The 17,816-nt window shown below is 72.2% G+C and carries 18 protein-coding genes; 13 read left to right on the top strand and 5 right to left on the bottom strand.

Features of this window, described 5'->3' with window-relative positions:
- Positions 1 to 2: 2 nt before the first annotated feature.
- From folE to BUB75_RS09455, 9 genes are all read left to right on the top strand, one after another.
- A complete protein-coding gene (gene folE / locus BUB75_RS09495; RefSeq protein ID WP_073254404.1) occupies positions 3 to 614 on the top strand; it encodes a GTP cyclohydrolase I FolE in 612 nt (203 codons plus the stop codon).
- A 23-nt stretch (positions 615 to 637) separates the two neighbouring features.
- Positions 638 to 1,438, top strand: coding sequence for a dihydropteroate synthase (gene folP / locus BUB75_RS09490; RefSeq protein ID WP_073255235.1), 801 nt, complete (start codon positions 638 to 640; stop codon positions 1,436 to 1,438).
- Positions 1,435 to 1,800, top strand: a complete 366-nt coding sequence (gene folB / locus BUB75_RS09485) for a dihydroneopterin aldolase (RefSeq protein ID WP_073254401.1) — start codon at positions 1,435 to 1,437, stop codon at positions 1,798 to 1,800. Before folP ends, folB begins: the two co-directional genes overlap by 4 nt.
- Positions 1,797 to 2,312, top strand: coding sequence for a 2-amino-4-hydroxy-6-hydroxymethyldihydropteridine diphosphokinase (folK, locus tag BUB75_RS09480; protein WP_073254398.1), 516 nt, complete (start codon positions 1,797 to 1,799; stop codon positions 2,310 to 2,312). Before folB ends, folK begins: the two co-directional genes overlap by 4 nt.
- 6 nt (positions 2,313 to 2,318) lie before the next feature.
- A complete protein-coding gene (locus BUB75_RS09475; protein WP_073254395.1) occupies positions 2,319 to 2,813 on the top strand; it encodes a DUF3180 domain-containing protein in 495 nt (164 codons plus the stop codon).
- A 15-nt stretch (positions 2,814 to 2,828) separates the two neighbouring features.
- Entirely contained in the window at positions 2,829 to 3,113 is a 285-nt protein-coding gene (locus BUB75_RS09470) for a hypothetical protein (protein WP_073254392.1), read from the top strand.
- Between the two features lie 83 nt (positions 3,114 to 3,196).
- Positions 3,197 to 4,384, top strand: coding sequence for an ABC transporter permease (locus BUB75_RS09465; protein WP_073254389.1), 1,188 nt, complete (start codon positions 3,197 to 3,199; stop codon positions 4,382 to 4,384).
- A gap of 107 nt (positions 4,385 to 4,491) precedes the next feature.
- The gene (locus BUB75_RS09460) at positions 4,492 to 5,292 is read left to right on the top strand and encodes an ATP-binding cassette domain-containing protein (RefSeq protein WP_073254386.1); all 801 of its coding nucleotides are present in this window, start codon (positions 4,492 to 4,494) and stop codon (positions 5,290 to 5,292) included.
- A gap of 339 nt (positions 5,293 to 5,631) precedes the next feature.
- Positions 5,632 to 7,320 carry a hypothetical protein gene (locus BUB75_RS09455; RefSeq protein ID WP_143175097.1) on the top strand — a complete coding sequence of 563 codons (1,689 nt, stop codon included), beginning with the start codon at positions 5,632 to 5,634 and terminating at the stop codon, positions 7,318 to 7,320.
- A gap of 1 nt (position 7,321) precedes the next feature.
- On the opposite strand, the gene BUB75_RS09450 is transcribed toward BUB75_RS09455, so the two are convergent.
- The gene (locus BUB75_RS09450) at positions 7,322 to 8,446 is read right to left on the bottom strand and encodes an NADH-quinone oxidoreductase subunit D-related protein (RefSeq protein ID WP_073255232.1); all 1,125 of its coding nucleotides are present in this window, start codon (positions 8,444 to 8,446) and stop codon (positions 7,322 to 7,324) included.
- A gap of 73 nt (positions 8,447 to 8,519) precedes the next feature.
- On the opposite strand from BUB75_RS09450, the gene BUB75_RS09445 reads away from it, so the two are divergent.
- Entirely contained in the window at positions 8,520 to 9,755 is a 1,236-nt protein-coding gene (locus BUB75_RS09445) for a cytochrome P450 (protein ID WP_073254380.1), read from the top strand.
- Positions 9,756 to 9,985: 230 nt separating this feature from the next.
- Complete coding sequence (locus BUB75_RS47000) at positions 9,986 to 11,347, top strand: Rid family hydrolase (RefSeq protein WP_218617399.1); 1,362 nt, start codon at positions 9,986 to 9,988, stop codon at positions 11,345 to 11,347.
- Between the two features lie 96 nt (positions 11,348 to 11,443).
- Here the strand turns inward: BUB75_RS47000 and BUB75_RS09435 are convergent, their stop codons facing one another.
- The 4 genes from BUB75_RS09435 to BUB75_RS09420 are packed head-to-tail and all read right to left on the bottom strand — an operon-like array spanning position 11,444 to position 15,507.
- Positions 11,444 to 12,412, bottom strand: coding sequence for an SAM-dependent methyltransferase (locus BUB75_RS09435; protein WP_073254378.1), 969 nt, complete (start codon positions 12,410 to 12,412; stop codon positions 11,444 to 11,446).
- An 11-nt stretch (positions 12,413 to 12,423) separates the two neighbouring features.
- A complete protein-coding gene (locus BUB75_RS09430; protein ID WP_084740589.1) occupies positions 12,424 to 13,350 on the bottom strand; it encodes an ABC transporter permease in 927 nt (308 codons plus the stop codon).
- The gene (locus BUB75_RS09425; protein ID WP_084740588.1) at positions 13,337 to 14,287 is read right to left on the bottom strand and encodes an ABC transporter ATP-binding protein; all 951 of its coding nucleotides are present in this window, start codon (positions 14,285 to 14,287) and stop codon (positions 13,337 to 13,339) included. Before BUB75_RS09425 ends, BUB75_RS09430 begins: the two co-directional genes overlap by 14 nt.
- A 26-nt stretch (positions 14,288 to 14,313) precedes the next feature.
- Complete coding sequence (locus tag BUB75_RS09420) at positions 14,314 to 15,507, bottom strand: LolA family protein (protein ID WP_084740585.1); 1,194 nt, start codon at positions 15,505 to 15,507, stop codon at positions 14,314 to 14,316.
- A gap of 150 nt (positions 15,508 to 15,657) precedes the next feature.
- Between BUB75_RS09420 and BUB75_RS09415 the strand changes: the two genes are divergently transcribed.
- Both BUB75_RS09415 and BUB75_RS09410 read left to right on the top strand, forming a co-directional pair.
- Positions 15,658 to 16,335: a response regulator transcription factor gene (locus tag BUB75_RS09415; protein WP_073255220.1), complete on the top strand. Its 678-nt coding sequence runs from the start codon at positions 15,658 to 15,660 to the stop codon at positions 16,333 to 16,335.
- Positions 16,332 to 17,759 carry a sensor histidine kinase gene (locus tag BUB75_RS09410; RefSeq protein ID WP_084740582.1) on the top strand — a complete coding sequence of 476 codons (1,428 nt, stop codon included), beginning with the start codon at positions 16,332 to 16,334 and terminating at the stop codon, positions 17,757 to 17,759. Before BUB75_RS09415 ends, BUB75_RS09410 begins: the two co-directional genes overlap by 4 nt.
- Positions 17,760 to 17,816 lie beyond the last annotated feature (57 nt).

Here is a 17,816-nt window from a genome sequence, read left to right as displayed (position 1 = left end):
CCATGACGCCCGCTGGTGACGGAGGCACGTCGGCGGAGCACACCGTCGATCTGCTGCGGATCCAGCGGGCGGTCCGGGAGATCCTCTCCGCGGTCGGGGAGGATCCCGACCGCGAGGGCCTGCGCGAGACGCCGGCCCGCGTCGCCCGCGCCTATGCGGAGATCTTCTCCGGGCTGCACGTCGACCCGTCGGCGCTCCTCACCACGGTCTTCGAGGAGGACCACGAGGAGATCGTCCTGGTGAAGGACATCGAGCTCTACTCGACCTGCGAGCACCACCTGGTGCCGTTCCACGGGGTGGCCCACGTCGGTTACATCCCGGGCGAGGAAGGCCGGATCACCGGGCTGTCGAAGCTGGCTCGCCTGGTCGAGGCGTACGCCCGGCGTCCGCAGGTGCAGGAGCGGTTGACGTCGCAGATCGCCGACACGCTCATGGAGAAGCTCGAACCGCGCGGCGTGATCGTGGTCGTCGAGTGCGAGCACCTGTGCATGTCGATGCGCGGAATCCGCAAGCCGGGTGCGCGCACGGTGACGTCGGCGGTCCGGGGCTGGTTCCAGCGGTCCCAAGCCGCACGGGCCGAGGCGATGAGCCTGATACTCGGGTCAGGTCGGTGAACACGCCCGATCGGTGCCGCGTGATGGGCGTCCTCAACGTGACGCCCGACTCGTTCTCCGACGGCGGGCGTTACGAGAACCTCGACGCCGCTGTGTCCCACGCTCTCGAGCTCGTCGCCGAGGGCGCCGACCTGATCGACGTCGGCGGTGAGTCGACGCGCCCCGGTGCGGAACGCGTCGACGCCGACGTGGAGATCGCCAGGGTCGTCCCGGTGATCCGCGCGCTGGCGGCCGCGAACGTCGTCGTCAGCATCGACACGACCCGCGCCGCGGTGGCCGCGGCGGCCCTGGAGGCAGGCGCCACCGTCGTCAACGACGTCTCCGGCGGTCTGGCGGATCCCTGCATGGGGCACGTGGTCGCGGACGCCGGCTGCCCGTGGATCCTCATGCACTGGCGCGGCCACAGCCGGGACATGCAGCAGTTGGCTTCGTACTCGGACGTGGTGACCGAGGTGCGCGACGAGCTGTCGGCCCGGGTCGACTCGGCGCTGGCGGCCGGGGTGGCTCCGGAGTCGCTGATCCTCGATCCGGGACTCGGTTTCGCGAAGACCGGCGTCCACAACTGGGAGCTGCTCGCGCGGCTCGACGTCTTGCAGGAGCTGGGTTTCCCGGTGCTGATCGGGGCGAGCCGCAAGTCGTTCCTGGGCACGCTGCTGGCCGACGCCGACGGTAAGCCGCGCCCCGTCGACCAGCGCGAGGACGCCACGCTGGCGATCACCGTGCTCTCCGCCCAGGCCGGAGCGTGGGGTGTGCGCGTGCACGAAGTGCGGCAGAGCGTCGATGCGATCGCGGTGCTGGAGGCGTACCGGAGGGCAGCGCGATGAGTGCGGACCGGATCGTGCTGACCGGGTTGACGGTCACCGGCTACCACGGCGTGTACGACCACGAACGCCGGGACGGGCAGCCGTTCGTGGTGGACGTCGTCCTCGAGCTGGACACCGCCAAGGCGGCCGCCAGCGACGACGTCACCGACACCGTGCACTACGGGGAACTGGCCGAGAAGCTGGCCGCGGTCGTGGCGGGCGAGCCGGTGAACCTGCTGGAGAAGCTCGTAGCCCGGCTGGCCGACGTCTGCCTGGAGGACAAGCGGGTCAGCGCCGCCGAGGTCACCGTGCACAAGCCGAAGGCGCCGATCCCGCTGGAGTTCGCCGACGTCGCCGTGGTGATCCGGCGGGAGCGTCCGTGAGTAGGGCCGTGCTCTCGATCGGCTCGAACCTCGGTGACCGGTTGGCGCATTTGGCCGGAGTGATCACCGCACTCCGGGGCGCCGGGCCGGTGCGCGTCTCACCGGTCTACGAGACCGACCCGTGGGGCCCGGTCGCCCAGGACAACTATTTGAACGCGATCGTCATCGCCGACGACCCCGGCCGCGACGCGGCCGGATGGCTGTCTTTTGTCCGCGCGTGCGAGCAGGCCGCCGGTCGGGTGCGCGACGTGCGATGGGGTCCCCGAACACTCGATGTGGACGTTGTGCAAGTGCACAACGCGCGCGGAGAGCCAGTGATCTCCGACGACCCCGAGCTGACGCTGCCGCATCCGCGGACCCACGAGCGGGCGTTCGTGCTCGTGCCGTGGTTCGCGGTCGATCCCGACGCGACGCTCGCCGGTCGGGGCTCGGTGCGTGAGCTGATCGAGGCACTGCCGGATGATGAGCAGGCCAGCGTCCGTCGTCGCGATGATTTGAGCCTGGAGAGGTGACCAGCAGTGACTCCGCCCCCCAGCCCACCGACGCCGACCCCGCGGTTGACCCCCACCCGCCCCGGCAGCCTCGCGCTGGTGGCGCTGGTGGCTTGTGTGGCGGCCTGGGCGATGGCGAACCGGTTCTACGGTGACCTGCCGACCTTCACCTGGTTCCCGGCGCTGACGCTGGCGCTGCTGGCGATCTTCGAGCTGATCGTGGCGCGCGCGACCAAGGCCCGGATCGACCGGCAGGAGGGCGCCGCTCCGGTCGAACCACTGGCGGTGGCGCGGTTCGCCGCGCTCGCGAAGGCGTCCTCGCTCGGCGGGGCGCTGTTCGTGGGGCTCTACGCGGGCCTGCTGCTGTTCCTGCTCGGCGAGCGTGACCGGTTGGCCGCGGCCGCCGACGACCTGCCGGAGTGCGCGGGCGGACTGGTGGCGGCGGCCCTGCTGGTCGGGGCCGCGCTCTGGTTGGAGCGGTCGTGCCGGATCCCGGACCCACCCGACGACGAAGAGTCCTGATCGAAGGATGAACCCATGAGTGACCTGGCCACCCTGGACGCGTTGTCGACCGAGGAGTTGCGCGACCGTGCGTTCTCGAGCGCGCGGAAGCGGGGTGACATCGGCTTCTTCTGGAACCTGATCGAGCGCTTGCCGAGCGCCCGCGACACCGAGTCGAACGACGAGAGCCTCGGCAGCGTCGGCAGTTCGATCGAGGAGGTCGTGGGCCTGTGGCGTGAGCTGACCGGGCACGAGTACGGAGAGCAGGAGCCGCTCATCCGCGCGGCGTTCATCGACTACCTGCTGAAGCATCCGGCCTGATTGCTGGGCCGTCCGCAGGTGCGGTCGGGGACTACTGTCGGAATTCGACGGGGGTCGGACGCGATCGTGCGCCGGGAGGTCAGATGGTGGACGGGAAGCTGCACAGGGACGATCCGGGCATCGACGAGCGTGACTCCGGGACATTGACCCTGCCAGGTACCACGACCGGCGAGTACGCGTACCCGCCGGACCTCGATCTCCGCTTCGCCGAGGACACCCCGACCGAGATGCTCGGCGGGAACACACCGCCGTACGGAGTGCCGACCGTTCCGCCGCCGGAGCCGCCGATCTTCGCTCCGCCCGGGCCGGAACCGACGCCGGAACGTCCGATCAGGGACAAGGTCTGGCCGCACCTGATCTGGGAAATCGTCCTGGCCGCGGCTGTCATCACCGAGGTGCTGCTCGTCCTGGCGCAGGACGATCAGGTCTTCCGGGGCGACGCCGGGCCCGCGGTGCTGCTCTGGATCGCCACCGCGGTCCTGCTGGGCAGCGCGGCGGCGCTCTCGCTGCGCGCGGGTATGCCGAACATCGCGATCGGTGCGATCGCGATCGCGGCCGGTGCGGACTACGCCTGGCTGGTCGGGGTGGAGGGCCACTCGTTCGGTCAGGCGCTGGCGATCGCGTTGGCGGGTGGCGCCCTGGCCGGTCTGGTCATCGCGCTGTTCAGCACGGTGTTCGGCGTCCCGAGCTGGGCGGTGAGCCTCGGCATCGCCGGGCTGCTGTCCGGCCTGGTCCCCGCGCTGGCCGGTAGCGCCGCGCGTCGGATCGGCGGCGAGACGCCGGACGTCCACGTGTCGGCGGAGTGGTGGTTGGTGGGTGCTGCCGGGATCTCGGTGCTGGGCGGGTTGCTGCTCGCCGTGCCCGCGTTCCGCCGGTTCGTCGGCCGTTCGCGTCCCACCGGGGACCCGGCGAAGCGCGCCGGGTTTGTCGCCTCGATCGCGGCGGCCGGCGCGCTGGCCGGATCGGGTGCGCTCGCGGCGGCTGCCGGCCTGCTCGACACCGCCAACCGGGGCAGTAGCGCCGCCGGGTACACCGGGATGGCCGAGCTCGCGATGATCGGCTTCAGCGTCGCGCTGCTCGGCGGGGTGAGCGCCCACGGACGCCGCGGCGGTGTTTTCGGGGTGGTGCTCGCGGCCGCGCTGCTCGGGCTGGTGCGGCTGCACCTCGACCTGGTCGGCGCGGACAGGTGGGTCGGCGCGGTGATCTCCGGAGCGGCGATTCTGCTGGGTCTGGCCGTCACCCGGCTGATGGAGCGGCTCGGGCGCCGCTGAGGGTGTCTGTTTTGCCCTCTCCTGGTTGCCGGGGCATGTCTTGCAGATGTTGTGACGGTTACCACATACTCGGCAGCTGACGGAACGATGCTCCCGAGGGGACCCGGATGGCACTGACGTCCTCGACCCGGACCGGGTCCGCGCAGCCGGAGTCGGCCCAGACCGGCGCGCCGGTGCTGCGGTTGGACGACGTCCGGGTGCGGCTCGGTAACACGGTCGCGCTGGGCACGCTCTCGCTCAGCGTCGAGCCCGGGCAGGTGGTCGGTGTCGTCGGCCCGGACGGCGTCGGGAAATCCACGCTGTTCAACACCGTGTGCGGCTTCGTCCGGCCGGAATCGGGGCAGATCACCTGGCGTGGTGCGGCGTTGCGTCCGCGCCCGCATCGGCTGACCGCGGTGGGCGTAGCGCGGACGCTGCAGGGCGTCGGTTTGTACGGCGGCCTGACCGTGCTGGAGAACGTGCTGGTCGGTTCGGCGGGGGTGCCCCGGGTGCCTGCCGTTCCCGCCGGGCGTCGTGCCGGGGTCGGCGTCGCGCTGCTCGGCTCGGCCCGCTTCCGGCTCCAGGGCGCGGCGCTCCGCGAGCTCGCGCTGGATCACCTGTCCCGGCTGGGGCTCGGCGAGTACGTGGACGCGGATCTCGCGGCGATGCCGCTGGAGCTGCAGGGCCGGGTAGTGCTCGCGCGCGCTCTGCTCGCCGGTCCGGAACTGCTCTTGCTGGACGATCCGGCCGAAGGGCTGGGAGCGGCTGAGGCGGCGGCACTGGCCGGCCTGGTGCGCAGCCTGCCCGCCGGTACGCCCAACGCGGTGCTGCTCGCGACGTCCGATTCCGAGTTCGCCCGGCGTGCGTGCGATCGCGTCGTACACCTCGAACCGGACGCCTCGGACGCTCCGGGTGGCCACAGTCACTAAAACCGTCATCGTCTCGGATTTTCGGCGCAGATTACGACGTAGTTAACATCAGCCCGAGGTTTCGTGATCACGTGTAGTTAGATTTACGGGCGTTGATGGCCGGGTGTAGTGCGGCTATCGGGTTACCGTGGCGTTGTGGATCCGCAGAGTGCACAGCCGGCGGCCCCGGCCGGGCCGGCTACGGACAGTGGTGATCCGTCCACTGACGAACCAAAACCGGGCGAACCGTCCGGTGTGGACCCGAACTCATCCGACAAACGGGTCGATCCGCCCGCCGGGGAGGCTTCTGGATCCCCCAGAACGCGGACACCGGGTGAGCGACTCGCTAACCTCGATCGCATGCCGCCGCCTCACCTACCGCCCCCGGAGCGCGGGGAGAGTGAAAGCGCACCGACTCCCGGCTTCCGGCGTCACGTCGGCAAGTTGTTCTGGGTCGGCGTCGCCATCGCCCCGATCGCGGCGCTGCTCCTCGTTCTCGGTAGCGGTGTCGGGCCCCTGCGGGCAGCCGCCGTGCTCGCGGTGTTCTCCGTCGTCATCATCGGGCTGAGCGTCGTCCTGCGCGACGACGCCGCGATGGTCAAGGACGACGTCGAGGATCAGCTCCGCACCGAGGTCGACCGGCTCCGCGCCGACATCGATTCGCTTCGCCGCGGTGTTGAGGTGTCCGTCCACCGTGAGTTGGAGCGGGTGCACCGCGAGCTGGAGGCCACCCGCCGCGACAGCGTCCTGCGGGCCGAGTCCACGCGGCTCAACCGCTTAACCGGCGCGTTACCGGCGGGCGAGGACGACTACCCGCTCGACGGCCGCTACCGGGGCACCGACCCGCGCACCCCCGCCGAGCGCCGGGCCATCACCGCCCGGATGGAAGCGGACATCAACCTGCCGCCGCCCGACCCCGGCTACGACTGGTTCGGTAGCACCGAGGGTGAGGACGGTCACGAGGGCGCGCCCCGGCAGGAGCCGATCCGCTACGAGGCAGGTACCTACGGCAGCGCCCGCCCCAGCGAACCGGCCGCGCAGGCCGCGCCGACGGCACCGGTCGGGCCGGAGGGACCCGCGGGCAACTGGCCGCGCCACCCGGCCGAGGCCGAGCAGGCGCCCGGCCGCAGGCGGCGGGGGAACCGCTACGAGGACGAGGCCGCCGCGGCCAACGCGAAGCCGGCGGGCACCGAGTACGGCCGCCGCCGCGCCGAGGCCGACGGCGCGGACGCCGCCGCGCGCTACCAGACGTACCAGGCGGGCACGTACGGGTCCGGCACCTACGACCCGGACACCGAGGACACCTCGGGCCGGCGGCGCAGTGGCCGCCGCCGCGCTGCCGAGGAAGACCCGGCGCCCTCGTACGAGCTGATCGATTACGACGACGCTCCGCCGGTCTACACGCCGCAGCGGCTCGACGCCGGTGTCTACGGATCCCGCACCGCGAACGGCGCCGAAGCCCAGCGAGCCGACGACGGCTCCGGCGAGGCGGGCACGATCGACTACACCGAGTTCTGGGCCCGCTCGGCTTCGCCGCCCCGCGCGGAGGCCGAACGAGGCGCCGACCGCGGCGTCGACGGCGACCGCAGCTCGGCCAGCGAGTGGTCGTCCTGGCGGGAGAACAGCGGTGGCTGGGACGTCGGCTCGCCGCGTTACAACCGCGACGACCCCCAGGTGATCACCGGCGCGATCACCGGTGACGTCTTCGACGTCCCGTACACGGTCGGCGGCCAGTCGCTGGGAGAGTCGGGATTCGGCGCCGGCAACGGTTTCGGGGCCGGAACCGGCTTCGGCGCGGGCAACGGTTTCGGCGCGCAGCGCTGGGACGAGGTGCCGGACGTCCCGCCGGCGCCCGGATGGTCCGCGGGCTCCGACCGGGCGGCGAGCGCCGCTGCCGACCAGGCGTCCGCCGAGTTCGAGCTGCCGAGCCTGGAGCACCTTCCACCGGCCGGCGCGCCCCCCGCGCCCGAGGGTTCGAGCGGTTCCGGCGGACGCCACGCGCGCCACGCCTCCGCCGAGGACGAGAGCAGCCGCTACCGCTCCTGGTGAGCTACTTGTCGATGTCGCCGACGACGAAGAACATCGAGCCGAGGATCGCGACCAGGTCAGGCAGCAGCGTGCCGGGCAGCAGCGTCGCCAGCGCCTGGACGTTCGCGTAGGACGCCGTCCGCAGCTTGAGCCGCCACGGCGTCTTCTCGCCCCGCGAGACCAGGTAGTAGCCGTTGATGCCGAGCGGGTTCTCGGTCCACGCGTAGGTGTGCCCCTCCGGCGCCCGCACGACCTTCGGGAGCCGGACGTTCACCGGGCCGCCGACGGTGGCGAGCCGGTCGAGGCAGGCGTCCGCGAGATCGAGCGAGACGTGCACCTGGTCGAGCAGCACCTCGAATCGCGCGTGGCAGTCGCCCGCGGTGCGGGTGACGACCTTCAGCACGTCGGTGAGCTCGCCGTAGGCCAGGTACGGCTCATCCCGACGCAGATCGACGTCGAGCCCGGACGCGCGCGCCACCGGCCCGCTCACCCCGTAGGCCGCACCGACGTTCGGGTCGAGCACGCCGATGCCGACCGTCCGCGCCAGGAAGATGTCGTTCGTCCGAATGATCTGTTCGAGGTCGGTCATCCGGCGTCGGACGTCGGCCACCGCGTGCCGTGCCCGGCTGACCCAGCCGGCGGGGACCTCCTCCTTCACGCCGCCGACCCGGTTGAACATGTAGTGCATCCGGCCGCCGGACGCCTCCTCCATCACCGCCTGCAGCGTCTCGCGTTCCCGGAACGCGTAGAACATCGGCGTGATCGCGCCGATCTCCAGCGGGTACGACCCGAGGAACATCAGGTGGTTGAGGACGCGGTTGAGCTCGGCGAGCAGCGTCCGGAGCCAGGTGGCGCGCTCGGGCACCTCGATGCCCATCATCCGCTCGACGGCGAGCGCGACACCGAGTTCGTTGGAGAACGCCGACAGCCAGTCGTGGCGGTTGGCCAGCATGATGATCTGCCGGTAGTCGCGCACCTCGAACAGCTTCTCGGCGCCGCGGTGCATGTATCCGACGATCGGCTCGGCCGAGACGACCTGTTCGCCGTCCACGACCAGACGAAGCCGCAGGACGCCGTGCGTCGAGGGGTGTTGCGGGCCGATGTTCAGCACCATGTCAGCGGTGGCGAGACGGTCGTCGCTGACCATCTCCGCGCCGCTGCCGACGCCAACGGTGAGCTCCACGTGCTCATCGTTCCACGATGCGAGTTAGCGTGGCGGGATGACCGGTTCAGTAGTCCCCGCTCCCGCGTTTGACCCCTGGTCGCCGGAGTTCGTCGCGTGGCCCTACGACGTCTTCGCCGATCTCCGGCAGAACGCGCCGATCTGGCGGTTCGAGCGGACCGGTCAGTGGGTGTTCTCCCGGCATGCCGACGTTGACGCGCTGCTGCGCGACCGCCGCCTCGGCCGCACCTACCTGCACGTCGCCACGCACGAGGAGATGGGCCACCAGGCGCCCCCGGACCATCTCGAACCGTTCTGGACGCTGAACAACAACGGGATGCTCGACCGCGAGCCGCCCGACCACACCCGTCTCCGGCGGCTGGTGTCCAAGGCCTTCACCCCTCGGACCGTCGAGCGGCTCGCGCCGCGCGTCCGGGAGTTCACCGACCAGCTCGTCGACAACCTGCTCGACGCCGGCTCGGACGGCTCACCGGTCGACCTGATCTCGACCGTGGCCGAGCCGCTGCCGGTCGCCGTGATCGCCGAGATGCTCGGCATCCCCGACGCCGACCGGCACCTGCTGCGGCCCTGGTCGGCCGACATCTGCGGGATGTACGAGCTGAACCCGTCGGCGGAGGCCGAGGAGAAGGCGATCCGGGCCAGCGTCGAGTTCACCGAGTACCTGGTCGCTCTCGCCGCCGAGCGTCGGAAGAACCCCGGCGACGACCTGATCAGCGCACTGGCGTCGGTGGCCGACGCCGGGGACCAGCTGACCGACCCGGAGCTCGTCGGGACCTGCGTCCTTTTGCTCAACGCCGGTCACGAGGCGACGGTCAACGTGACCGGCAACGGGTGGTGGGCTCTGTTCCGCAACCCCGACGAGCTGGCGCGTCTGCGGGCCGGCGAGGTCGGGTACGGCACCGCGATCGAGGAGCTGATGCGGTGGGACACCCCGCTGCAGCTGTTCGAGCGGTGGGTGCTGGAGGACATCGAGGTGCACGGCGTGCGGATCCCGCGTGGTGAGGAGGTCGCGCTGCTGTTCGGGTCGGCCAACCGTGACCCCGAGGTGTTCGCGGACGCCGAGCGTCTGGACCTGGGACGGTCGCCGAACCCGCACATCTCGTTCAGCGCCGGCATCCACTACTGCCTGGGTGCGCCGCTGGCTCGGCTGGAGTTGGCAACCTCGTTCGAGACGATGGTGCGGCGGGTGCCGAACCTGGCGCTCGCGGAGACTCCCCGCTGGAAGGGCAGTTTTGTCATCCGCGGGTTGGACGCGCTGCAGGTCACGGTCTGAGACGTCGATCGCGCGGTGAAATCACCCAGCGAATAGGTGAGAGCTGCGCATCGTCCGATCCGGCCACGAACGGGCGTCGACGCATCGTAGGGTGTCAGCCAACTCGGTTTGCCCCAGTGGCGCTTCGCAACGGAAGATGTGCCATCGGGGGAGCGCGGTCACGCCGTCGTGGTCCCGCGGCTGCGCAGACGGGTCAGGAGAAGGTCTTACAACGCTGGGACGGTTGTGGCGTGAGTTTCGGAGTAGCCGACGATCTGGGTCAAAGCGGCCGTCACCGAGCTGCTGACTATTCCGAGCCTCCCCGGCGGCGTTCGCGGCGGGAGGGGTGGGACGGCCCGCCTCCGGAGCGGCGACGTCCGGATCCGCTGACCGATCCGCTCGGCGCGCTGGAGCCCGAGCAGCGGCCGGAGCGGCGGGAGCGTCGCAGTTTCGGTGAGGCCGAGGATCTGTCGCCCGGCCGTTCGCTGTTGCGCCGCGACGACCCGGCGCGGGTGGCGGCCCGGGAGGGTCGCACCGGCCGTTCCGACGAGCGTGAGCGGCCGCACCGCCGTGGCGAGGACGAGCTCGGCCCGCGGCGGTTTCCGCAGCAGCGGCGGCCCGAACCCGGCGAGGAAGACGGATACCGCAGCCGAGCGCTGCGCCGCCCCGACCCCGACGACCGCCCCCGAGGTGTAACCGACACCGGTGACCGCCCGCGCCGGGCCGAAGTGACCGATCGTCCGCGTGGCGTGGCCGACACCGGGGACCGCCCGCGGCGGGGCGATCTGGCCGACCGCCCCCGCGGTGTGGCGGACACGGGTGACCGTCCGCGTGGGATTGCGGACACCGGGGACCGCCCGCGGCGGGGCGATCTGGCCGACCGCCCCCGCGGTGTGGCGGACACGGGTGACCGTCCGCGTGGGGTGGCGGACACCGGGGACCGGCCTCGGCGGGGTGCCGATACCGGGGACTGGCCGCGTGGGATTGCGGACACCGGGGACCGGCCTCGGCGGATGCCGGAGACCGGCGACGTCATGCGCGGGGTAGACCTGGCGGACCGGCCGCGGAGCAGCGGCGACACCGGGGACCGCCCGCGCGCGGCGCGAGCCTCGGTGCCGGTGGCCGGACGTGCGGTCGTCGCCGATCCGGTCCGGCCCGAACCCGTTCGGCCTGACCCGCTCCGACGGCCCGCCCCCGAGCCAACCGGCCGACCGGACTTCCGCCGGGCGAACCCGTTCGAGATGCCGGACCCGCGCGGTTACTCGCAGGCCGCGGTCGTCACCGGACAGTTGGTCGTCCTCGCAGGCCAGACCGGCGTCGACCCGGACGGCCGCGTCGTCGACGGCGGTCTGGTCAGCCAGTTCGACCGGGCGGCCCAGAACCTGCTCGGCGCGCTGGCGGCCGCAGGCGGATCCCCGGAGGACCTGGTCAGCCTCACGGTCCACGTCACCTCGATCGACGAGTACCAGGCGAACGCCCGCGCGATCGGCCACGTGTGGCGCGGCCGCGCCGGCGGCACCGTCCCGGCCCTCTCCCTCGCCGAGGTCCGCCGCTTCTGGGACCCCGAAGCCTCAGTACAACTCGCCGCCCAAGCCCTAGTGGCGGCCCGCTGAGAACGACGCTGACAGACGAGCGCGAGGCCTTGAGTCACAGCTAGGACGCGGCGGCCTCGCGCTCGACTGCCAGCGCCGCCCTCAGCGCGCTCAACGTCAGAACCTCACGCTTTTGGCGTTCTTCGGGTTGAAGAGCCAGAAGAACGAACCGAGGCCGGTGGGCGCCGTGAGTTCGGCGGCGCGGGTGGCGGTGCTGAGCGCGCGCAGGTAACCCGCCGGGTCGGTGCTCGCCAGCTCCCGTGGCGGCAACCCGCCCGAGACCCCCAGCCCCCGCAGCACCTCCCGCTGTCGACGCACCACCGCACCGGGCCCCGATGCCGCGGCCACCGCGTCGATCGCGACGTGTGCGGTCAGGTCGCAGCTCCCGTCCGGCACCGGCGGCACCTGCCTGCCGTCGCGGTAGCCGGTCAGCGTCCCCCCGACCGGACGCGAGCCGGCCTCGTGCCCGTAGTCGACCGCGACCGCGAGCCCACGCGATACCTGCGCCACTGCGGACGCCCACGCCGCATCCCGCGGAGCGCCGATCTCCGCCCGGTCACCGGGCGCCTCCAACGGCCACCAGCGCGCCATCCACGCGGCCTCGGCGCCGGAGACCGGCGGCCCGAGTTCCTCGGCGCCGGTCGCCGGGTCCACCAGCACGATCCGGTCGACGCCGTCCGCGTCCCGGGATACGACGTCGACCGGCACGTTGTCGAGCCACTCGTTCGCCACCAGCAGCCCGGTCACCGGCGGCATCGCGGAGGCCCAGCCGACCCCGGGCACCAACCCCGACGGTCGTGGCCCTCTCTCCACGGCGGTCAGCCGCACGCGTCGCCCCAACTCGGACGAGACCCCCAACGAGGACAGCAGCTCACCGCCGCCGGCTCCGACGTCCACCAGATCGATCGGATCCGGCCGACCGAGGGCGGCGTCCACCCGCTCCAGCAGGGCGCCGATCGCGTCCGCGAACAGGTCCGCGGCGGCATGCACCGACGTGCGGAAATGCAGAGCCGGACGGGTGGAGAGGTAGAAGCCGCCCGGCCCGTACAACGCGTCCTGCGCGGCTTCCCGCCACGGAACCAGCACGGACGCAGACTCTAGGCGGTGACGTCCCGGGAGCCGAAGCGTGCCCACGCCGCCGAACCGAACACCGCGGTGTAGACGGCGGCGCTCAGCAGGCCGGAGACCAGCGGCCCGTAGTTGATCGGATCGCGCAGCAGCTCGCCGAACGTCGTCCAGTGGTGCGTCAGCAGGTAGGGGTGCACCGCGGCGAGCTGCGGGACCGCGTCGAGGACCTCGCAGGTCACCGCCGTCGCCACCACCGCGATCGTGGCGCCGATCGGCTGCTCGGTGAGCGTCGAGACGAACAGGCCGACGGCGACGAGCGCGACCAGGCACGCGGTCAGGTAGAGGCAGACCAGGGCCAGCCGTGCCAGCCCGCTGCCGAAGCCGACCTGCGCCCCGGACAGCAGCGCGGCCGGGCCGCCCCCGAACAGCAGCACGCCGATGCCCGCACCGACCGCCGCGATCAGCGTGACCCCGACGAACGTGTACGTGACGACCGCGGCGAATTTCACCAGCAGCAGCCGGGTCCGGCTCACCGGCACGGTCAGCAGGTACCGCAGCGTGCCGAGGCTCGCCTCGCCGGCGATCGTGTCGGCCGCGATCGCGGAGATCGCGAGCGGCAAGAACAGCGGCAGCGCCACCGCGAGCGCGGTCAGCGCGACGAACAGCCCGTTGCCGTTGATCAGCGCGAGGAACGCCGGTCCCTCACCGCCGCCCGCAGGTCCTGACCACCGGACCGCGACCGCGACGACGACCGGGACGGCCGCGAGCATGCCGAGCGCGGCCAGGTTGCGGCGACGTCCGAACATCAACCGCAACTCGGAACGGAACAACCGGCCGACCGGATGCCCGCCGCGGACGCTGCGGGCCTGCGCGGGCACCGTGACCGTGGCCCGCTTGAGAGGCACAAAAGCCCCTGGGACCAGGGCGTACGAGGCGTCCGGCTCACGCACTGACATCAAAACCCTCCCCGGTGAGCCCGACGAAGACCTCTTCCAGATCAGGCACCACGACCCGGAAGCCCTGCACCGGCACGCCGTCGTAGACCAGCGCCGCCACGACCCGATCCGACGGCAGGTCGCCGAGTGCGGCGCTCACCCGCCGACCGTCGGCCAGGACGTCGGTGAGCGCCAGCCGGCGCACGGTCGCGACCGCGTCCGCCGGGCGGTCGGTCTCGATCTCGACCCGCGGCGCGGTGCTGCCCCGCAGCTCGGCGAGCGGACCCTGCGCGACCAGGCGCCCGCGGTGCACGACGCCGACGTGCGTGCAGATCTGTTCCACCTCGGCCAGCAGGTGCGTGGAGAGCAGAACGGTCGCTCCGGACGCCGCGAGGTCGGCGACCAGCGTCCGCACTTCCCGGGTGCCCTGCGGATCCAGGCCGTTCGTCGGCTCGTCGAGGATCAGCAGCTCACGCGGCCGGAGCAGCGTCGCGGCCAGCCCCAGCCGCTGACGCATGCCCAGCGAGTAGGCGCGGTAACGCTTCTTTCCGGCGGGGGTGAGGCCGACCCGGTCCAGTGCCGCCCCGATCCGTTCCGCGGAGGTCGCCGGATCGGCGGTGCCGTCGACCGCGTCCAGGCGGCGGAGATTGTCGAGCCCCGACAGGTGCGGATAGAACGCCGGTCCCTCGACCAGCGCACCCACCCGGGGCAGCACCGCCGCGGCGTCCTCGGGCATCCGGCCGTCGAGCAGCCGGTGCGAGCCCGCGGTCGGCCGCACCAGCCCCAGCAGCATCCGGATCGTCGTCGTCTTTCCCGACCCGTTCGGGCCGAGGAACCCGTAGACCGACCCGGTCGGCACCGCGAGGTCGAGCCGGTCGACGGCGACCTGCCCGCTTCGGAACTGCTTGGTCAACCCCGCGGTGGTGACCGCGAGAGCACCCTCACCGGCTTCGGTCATTGGGGGACGCTCGACCGCGGGCGCCGTCATCGCGCCGCCGCCTCGTAGAGCCGCTCCGGATCCACGGCGCCGACCACCAACCGGCCGTCGTCGGTGATCAGAGCGCAGAGCAGGTTGGACTCGAGTAGCCGGCCGCTGCCCCACGAGCCGCTGACCTTGGGGAGCGCGTCGAGCATCGAGGTCGCGGAACCGGTCGCCCGGACGCCGGTCACGACCGCGACCTGGGTCCAGCCCGACCCGACAACCGTGAGCCGATCGGTCAGATCCGGCTCCTTGCCCGCGGCGGGTGCCTCGTTCACGGTCGCCCCCGCGGGCGGCGTGAACTCGAACTGCGCCGGGTCCGGGGTGGCGAACGAGACCTGGGTGAACCCGACCTCGTACGCCGGGCTGCTCGCGCCGCGGGCGTAGACCCGGACGCGCAGCGGCATCTTCTTCTCGGCATCGATCGCGACCCGGACCTGGCCGATCCGGGTCGCTGCGTCCTTCGGCTTCAGCACGAGCTCGTACGCGGCCCGCCCGGCCACCCGCGCCGTGCCGTCGGTGGTGACCTCGGTGGTCGGCGAGATCGCCGCCAGGGCCTTGTCGGCGGCGTCCTGCGGGGTCGTGGGCATCGGTGTTCCGGAGACGGACGGCGTCGGGTTGACCCGCCGCAGGTCTTCGGCGGTGAGCCGGGTGTGGGTTGCGGTGTTCTTCTCGCTCGACCACGTCCACACGTCGTTGCCGTTGCGGACGACGTCCGACTCACCGAACGGACCGAGCAACGCGAGACGCTGCCGGTCCTCACCGCCGTACCAGACGCGCAGCGTGTGGACGCCGGTCAACATCGACGTGAAGTCGGCACCGCTGGAGCCGGCGCCGGAGAAGTCCGGCATTCCCAGCTCGGACCGCTGCACGACGGTGCCGGACAGCGCGTGCGGAACCGCGGTCTGCAGATCGACCAGCAGCTCCGCGGCCGTACGTGGTGGTAGCGAGGGTGCCGCGTCGGCGGTCAGCATCCGTCCGACGCCGCCGACCGCCAGCGCCAGGACCAGCACGATCGCCGGGACCACCCACCGCAGCGCCGGCCGGCGGACCAGGAGCGGCCGGTGCCTGGCGGACGCGAACGGATCGGCGGTATCCGAGGTCCAGCTCGGATCCGGCCCGCTGAGCACGTCCGGCGGCTCGGGACGGTTCGGCGGGGACTGCTCGGGCGGTGGTGCCCCGGAATCCCGCGGAGACATGGCAGACACCTCCCGGTGGGCGGCGGTACACCCCGATGCTGCTCGGTGCATGCTGAGATCGGGCTGAGATGAGGGGATGTCCTCAGCCTCCTCTCAGTGGTGGTGCCGGACGCTGACCCGGCCGCCATCCGGGGCAACGAAGGGGAGCGCGTGCGGGTACTGGTCGTCGAGGATGAGGTGCGGCTCGCCGCGGCACTGCGGCGCGGACTGCAGGCCGAGGGGTTTGTCGTCGACATCGCGCACGACGGCCAGGACGGCCTGGAGCGGACGCGGCAGAACGAGTACGACGCGGTCGTGCTGGACGTCATGCTGCCCAAGCTCTCGGGTTACCGGGTCGTCCAGGCGCTACGGGCGGAGCGCAACTGGGTGCCTGTGCTGATGCTCTCGGCCAAGGACGGCGAGTACGACCAGGCAGACGGGCTGGACGCGGGCGCCGACGACTACCTCACGAAGCCGTTCTCGTACGTGGTGCTGGTGGCCCGGCTGCGGGCGCTCCTGCGGCGGGGAGCACCGGAGCGGCCGGTGGCGCTGACCGCGGGGGACCTCGTGCTCGACCCGGCGTCGAAGCGGGTGACCCGCGGCGGCGCCGAGATCACGCTGACCGCTCGTGAGTTCGCGCTGCTCGAGTACCTGATGCGCCACGCCGGTGAGGTGGTCAGCAAGGTCGAGCTGCTGGAACACGTCTGGGACCTCTACGACACCGGCGAGGCCAACGTCGTCGAGGTGTACGTCGGTTACCTGCGGCGCAAGATCGATCAGCCGTTCGGCAAGCGGGCCGTGACGACGGTTCGTGGGGCGGGGTATCGGCTCGAACCGGACGGCGGATGAGGTCAGGGCTGAGCGTTCGCTCTGTGCTGCGGTTGCCGGGGCAGGCGTGGCGGCGGGCCCGGCTGCGGACCAGGCTCGTCGCGCTGGCGGCTGCCGCGCTGGTCGTCGCGCTGGCGCTGAGCCTGGTCGTGCTGGTGATCGTGCTGCGGGTGACGCTCGAACGCGCGCTGGACACCGCGGCACTGCAGACCGCGCGTGACGTCGCCGCGCAGGAGGACGCCGGTGGGTTGCCGGAGCTGATCCCGGCGGGCGGCACCACGGTCGTCCAGGTGATCGGCGCGGACGGCCGGGTCCTCGCCGCGACCGGTGGCGCCGACCGGCTCGTTTCGGCGCTGCCGGCGGACGAGTTGGCCGAGGTGAAGCGGGACGGCCAACGGTACGAACCCGGCCACCTGTTCGGGGTGGACGGGACGGTCCGGGTGGCCGCGGTGTCGGCCGGTACCCCCGCTGATCCGAAGACCGTGCTGGTGGCGGTGCCTGCTGCCGAGGTGCACGAGTCGATCAAGGTCGTGCGGGTCGTGGTGCTGGGCGGTTATGCGGCGCTGCTGGTCTTCCTGGTGGTGCTGGCCTGGCGGATGGTCGGGGCGGCGCTGCACCCGGTGGAGGCGCTGCGCCGCGGTGCGGAGACGATCACGGCCGGCCGGACCGGGTCGGGGGACGCCGCTCGGCTCCCGGTGCCCCGCGCGCAGGACGAGATCTACCGCCTCGCGATCACGCTGAACAGCATGCTGGCCCGTCTGGACGCCGCCCGGGCGCGCCAGCGCGCGTTCGTCGCGGACGCCGCCCACGAGCTGCGCAGCCCGCTGGCCAGCCTTCGGACGCAGATCGAGGTGGCTGAGGTGACGTCGGTTCCGGCGGACACCGCTGACCTGCTCGCCGACGTCGAACGGCTGACGCGTCTCGTCGACGATCTGCTGCTGCTGGCGCGCATGGACGACGGTCCGGTGCAGCGTCGCCCGGCCGAGCCGGTGGAGCTGACGGTCGTCGCGGACGCGGTGACCGGCCGGGCAACGGGGGCGCGCGTGCCGGTGGTGCGGGCCGACCGGCCGGGTGCGGCGTCCGCGGTCGTCGAGGGTGATGAGGACGCGTTGACGAGGGTCGTGACGAACCTGGTCGAGAACGCGGTGCGGTACGCCGACACGGGCGTGGAGGTGCGGGTGGCGTCCGACGGGCAGCAGGCCCGGCTGGACGTGGTGGACGACGGTCCGGGGATTCCGGCGGCGGATCGGGAACGGGTGTTCGCGCGCTTCACCCGGACCGGCGACGCGCGGGATCGGGACAGCGGCGGCGCGGGGTTGGGGCTCGCGATCGCCCGCGAGATCGTGCGCCGCCACGCCGGGTCCATCGTCCTGAGCGACGTGGAGCCGCACGGGCTGGTGGCGAGCGTCCGCCTGCCGCTCTCGCAGCCGCCGGAGACAGATTGACGCCTTGACGATCCGGCTCTGGGCCGTTGCCGAATCGTCAAGGCGTCACGGGCAGGT

Source organism: Cryptosporangium aurantiacum, assembly GCF_900143005.1.
Taxonomy (GTDB): domain Bacteria; phylum Actinomycetota; class Actinomycetes; order Mycobacteriales; family Cryptosporangiaceae; genus Cryptosporangium; species Cryptosporangium aurantiacum.
The sequence above is the reverse complement of the archived record's forward strand: the minus strand, read 5'-3'. Positions and strand labels throughout refer to the sequence as shown.

Bases quoted from the DNA above. Each gene is read 5' to 3' on its own strand.
- BUB75_RS09445 (WP_073254380.1), top strand. From the start codon at position 8,520: ATGACCGGTTCAGTAGTCCCCGCTCCCGCGTTTGACCCCTGGTCGCCG.
- BUB75_RS09425 (WP_084740588.1), bottom strand. From the start codon at position 14,287: ATGACCGAAGCCGGTGAGGGTGCTCTCGCGGTCACCACCGCGGGGTTG.
- BUB75_RS09410 (WP_084740582.1), top strand. From the start codon at position 16,332: ATGAGGTCAGGGCTGAGCGTTCGCTCTGTGCTGCGGTTGCCGGGGCAG.
- BUB75_RS09470 (WP_073254392.1), top strand. From the start codon at position 2,829: ATGAGTGACCTGGCCACCCTGGACGCGTTGTCGACCGAGGAGTTGCGC.
- BUB75_RS09450 (WP_073255232.1), bottom strand. From the start codon at position 8,446: ATGGTCAGCGACGACCGTCTCGCCACCGCTGACATGGTGCTGAACATC.
- folB (WP_073254401.1), top strand. From the start codon at position 1,435: ATGAGTGCGGACCGGATCGTGCTGACCGGGTTGACGGTCACCGGCTAC.
- folP (WP_073255235.1), top strand. From the start codon at position 638: ATGGGCGTCCTCAACGTGACGCCCGACTCGTTCTCCGACGGCGGGCGT.
- BUB75_RS09420 (WP_084740585.1), bottom strand. From the start codon at position 15,507: ATGTCTCCGCGGGATTCCGGGGCACCACCGCCCGAGCAGTCCCCGCCG.
- BUB75_RS09465 (WP_073254389.1), top strand. From the start codon at position 3,197: ATGGTGGACGGGAAGCTGCACAGGGACGATCCGGGCATCGACGAGCGT.
- folE (WP_073254404.1), top strand. From the start codon at position 3: ATGACGCCCGCTGGTGACGGAGGCACGTCGGCGGAGCACACCGTCGAT.
- BUB75_RS09460 (WP_073254386.1), top strand. From the start codon at position 4,492: ATGGCACTGACGTCCTCGACCCGGACCGGGTCCGCGCAGCCGGAGTCG.
- BUB75_RS09430 (WP_084740589.1), bottom strand. From the start codon at position 13,350: ATGTCAGTGCGTGAGCCGGACGCCTCGTACGCCCTGGTCCCAGGGGCT.
- BUB75_RS09455 (WP_143175097.1), top strand. From the start codon at position 5,632: ATGCCGCCGCCTCACCTACCGCCCCCGGAGCGCGGGGAGAGTGAAAGC.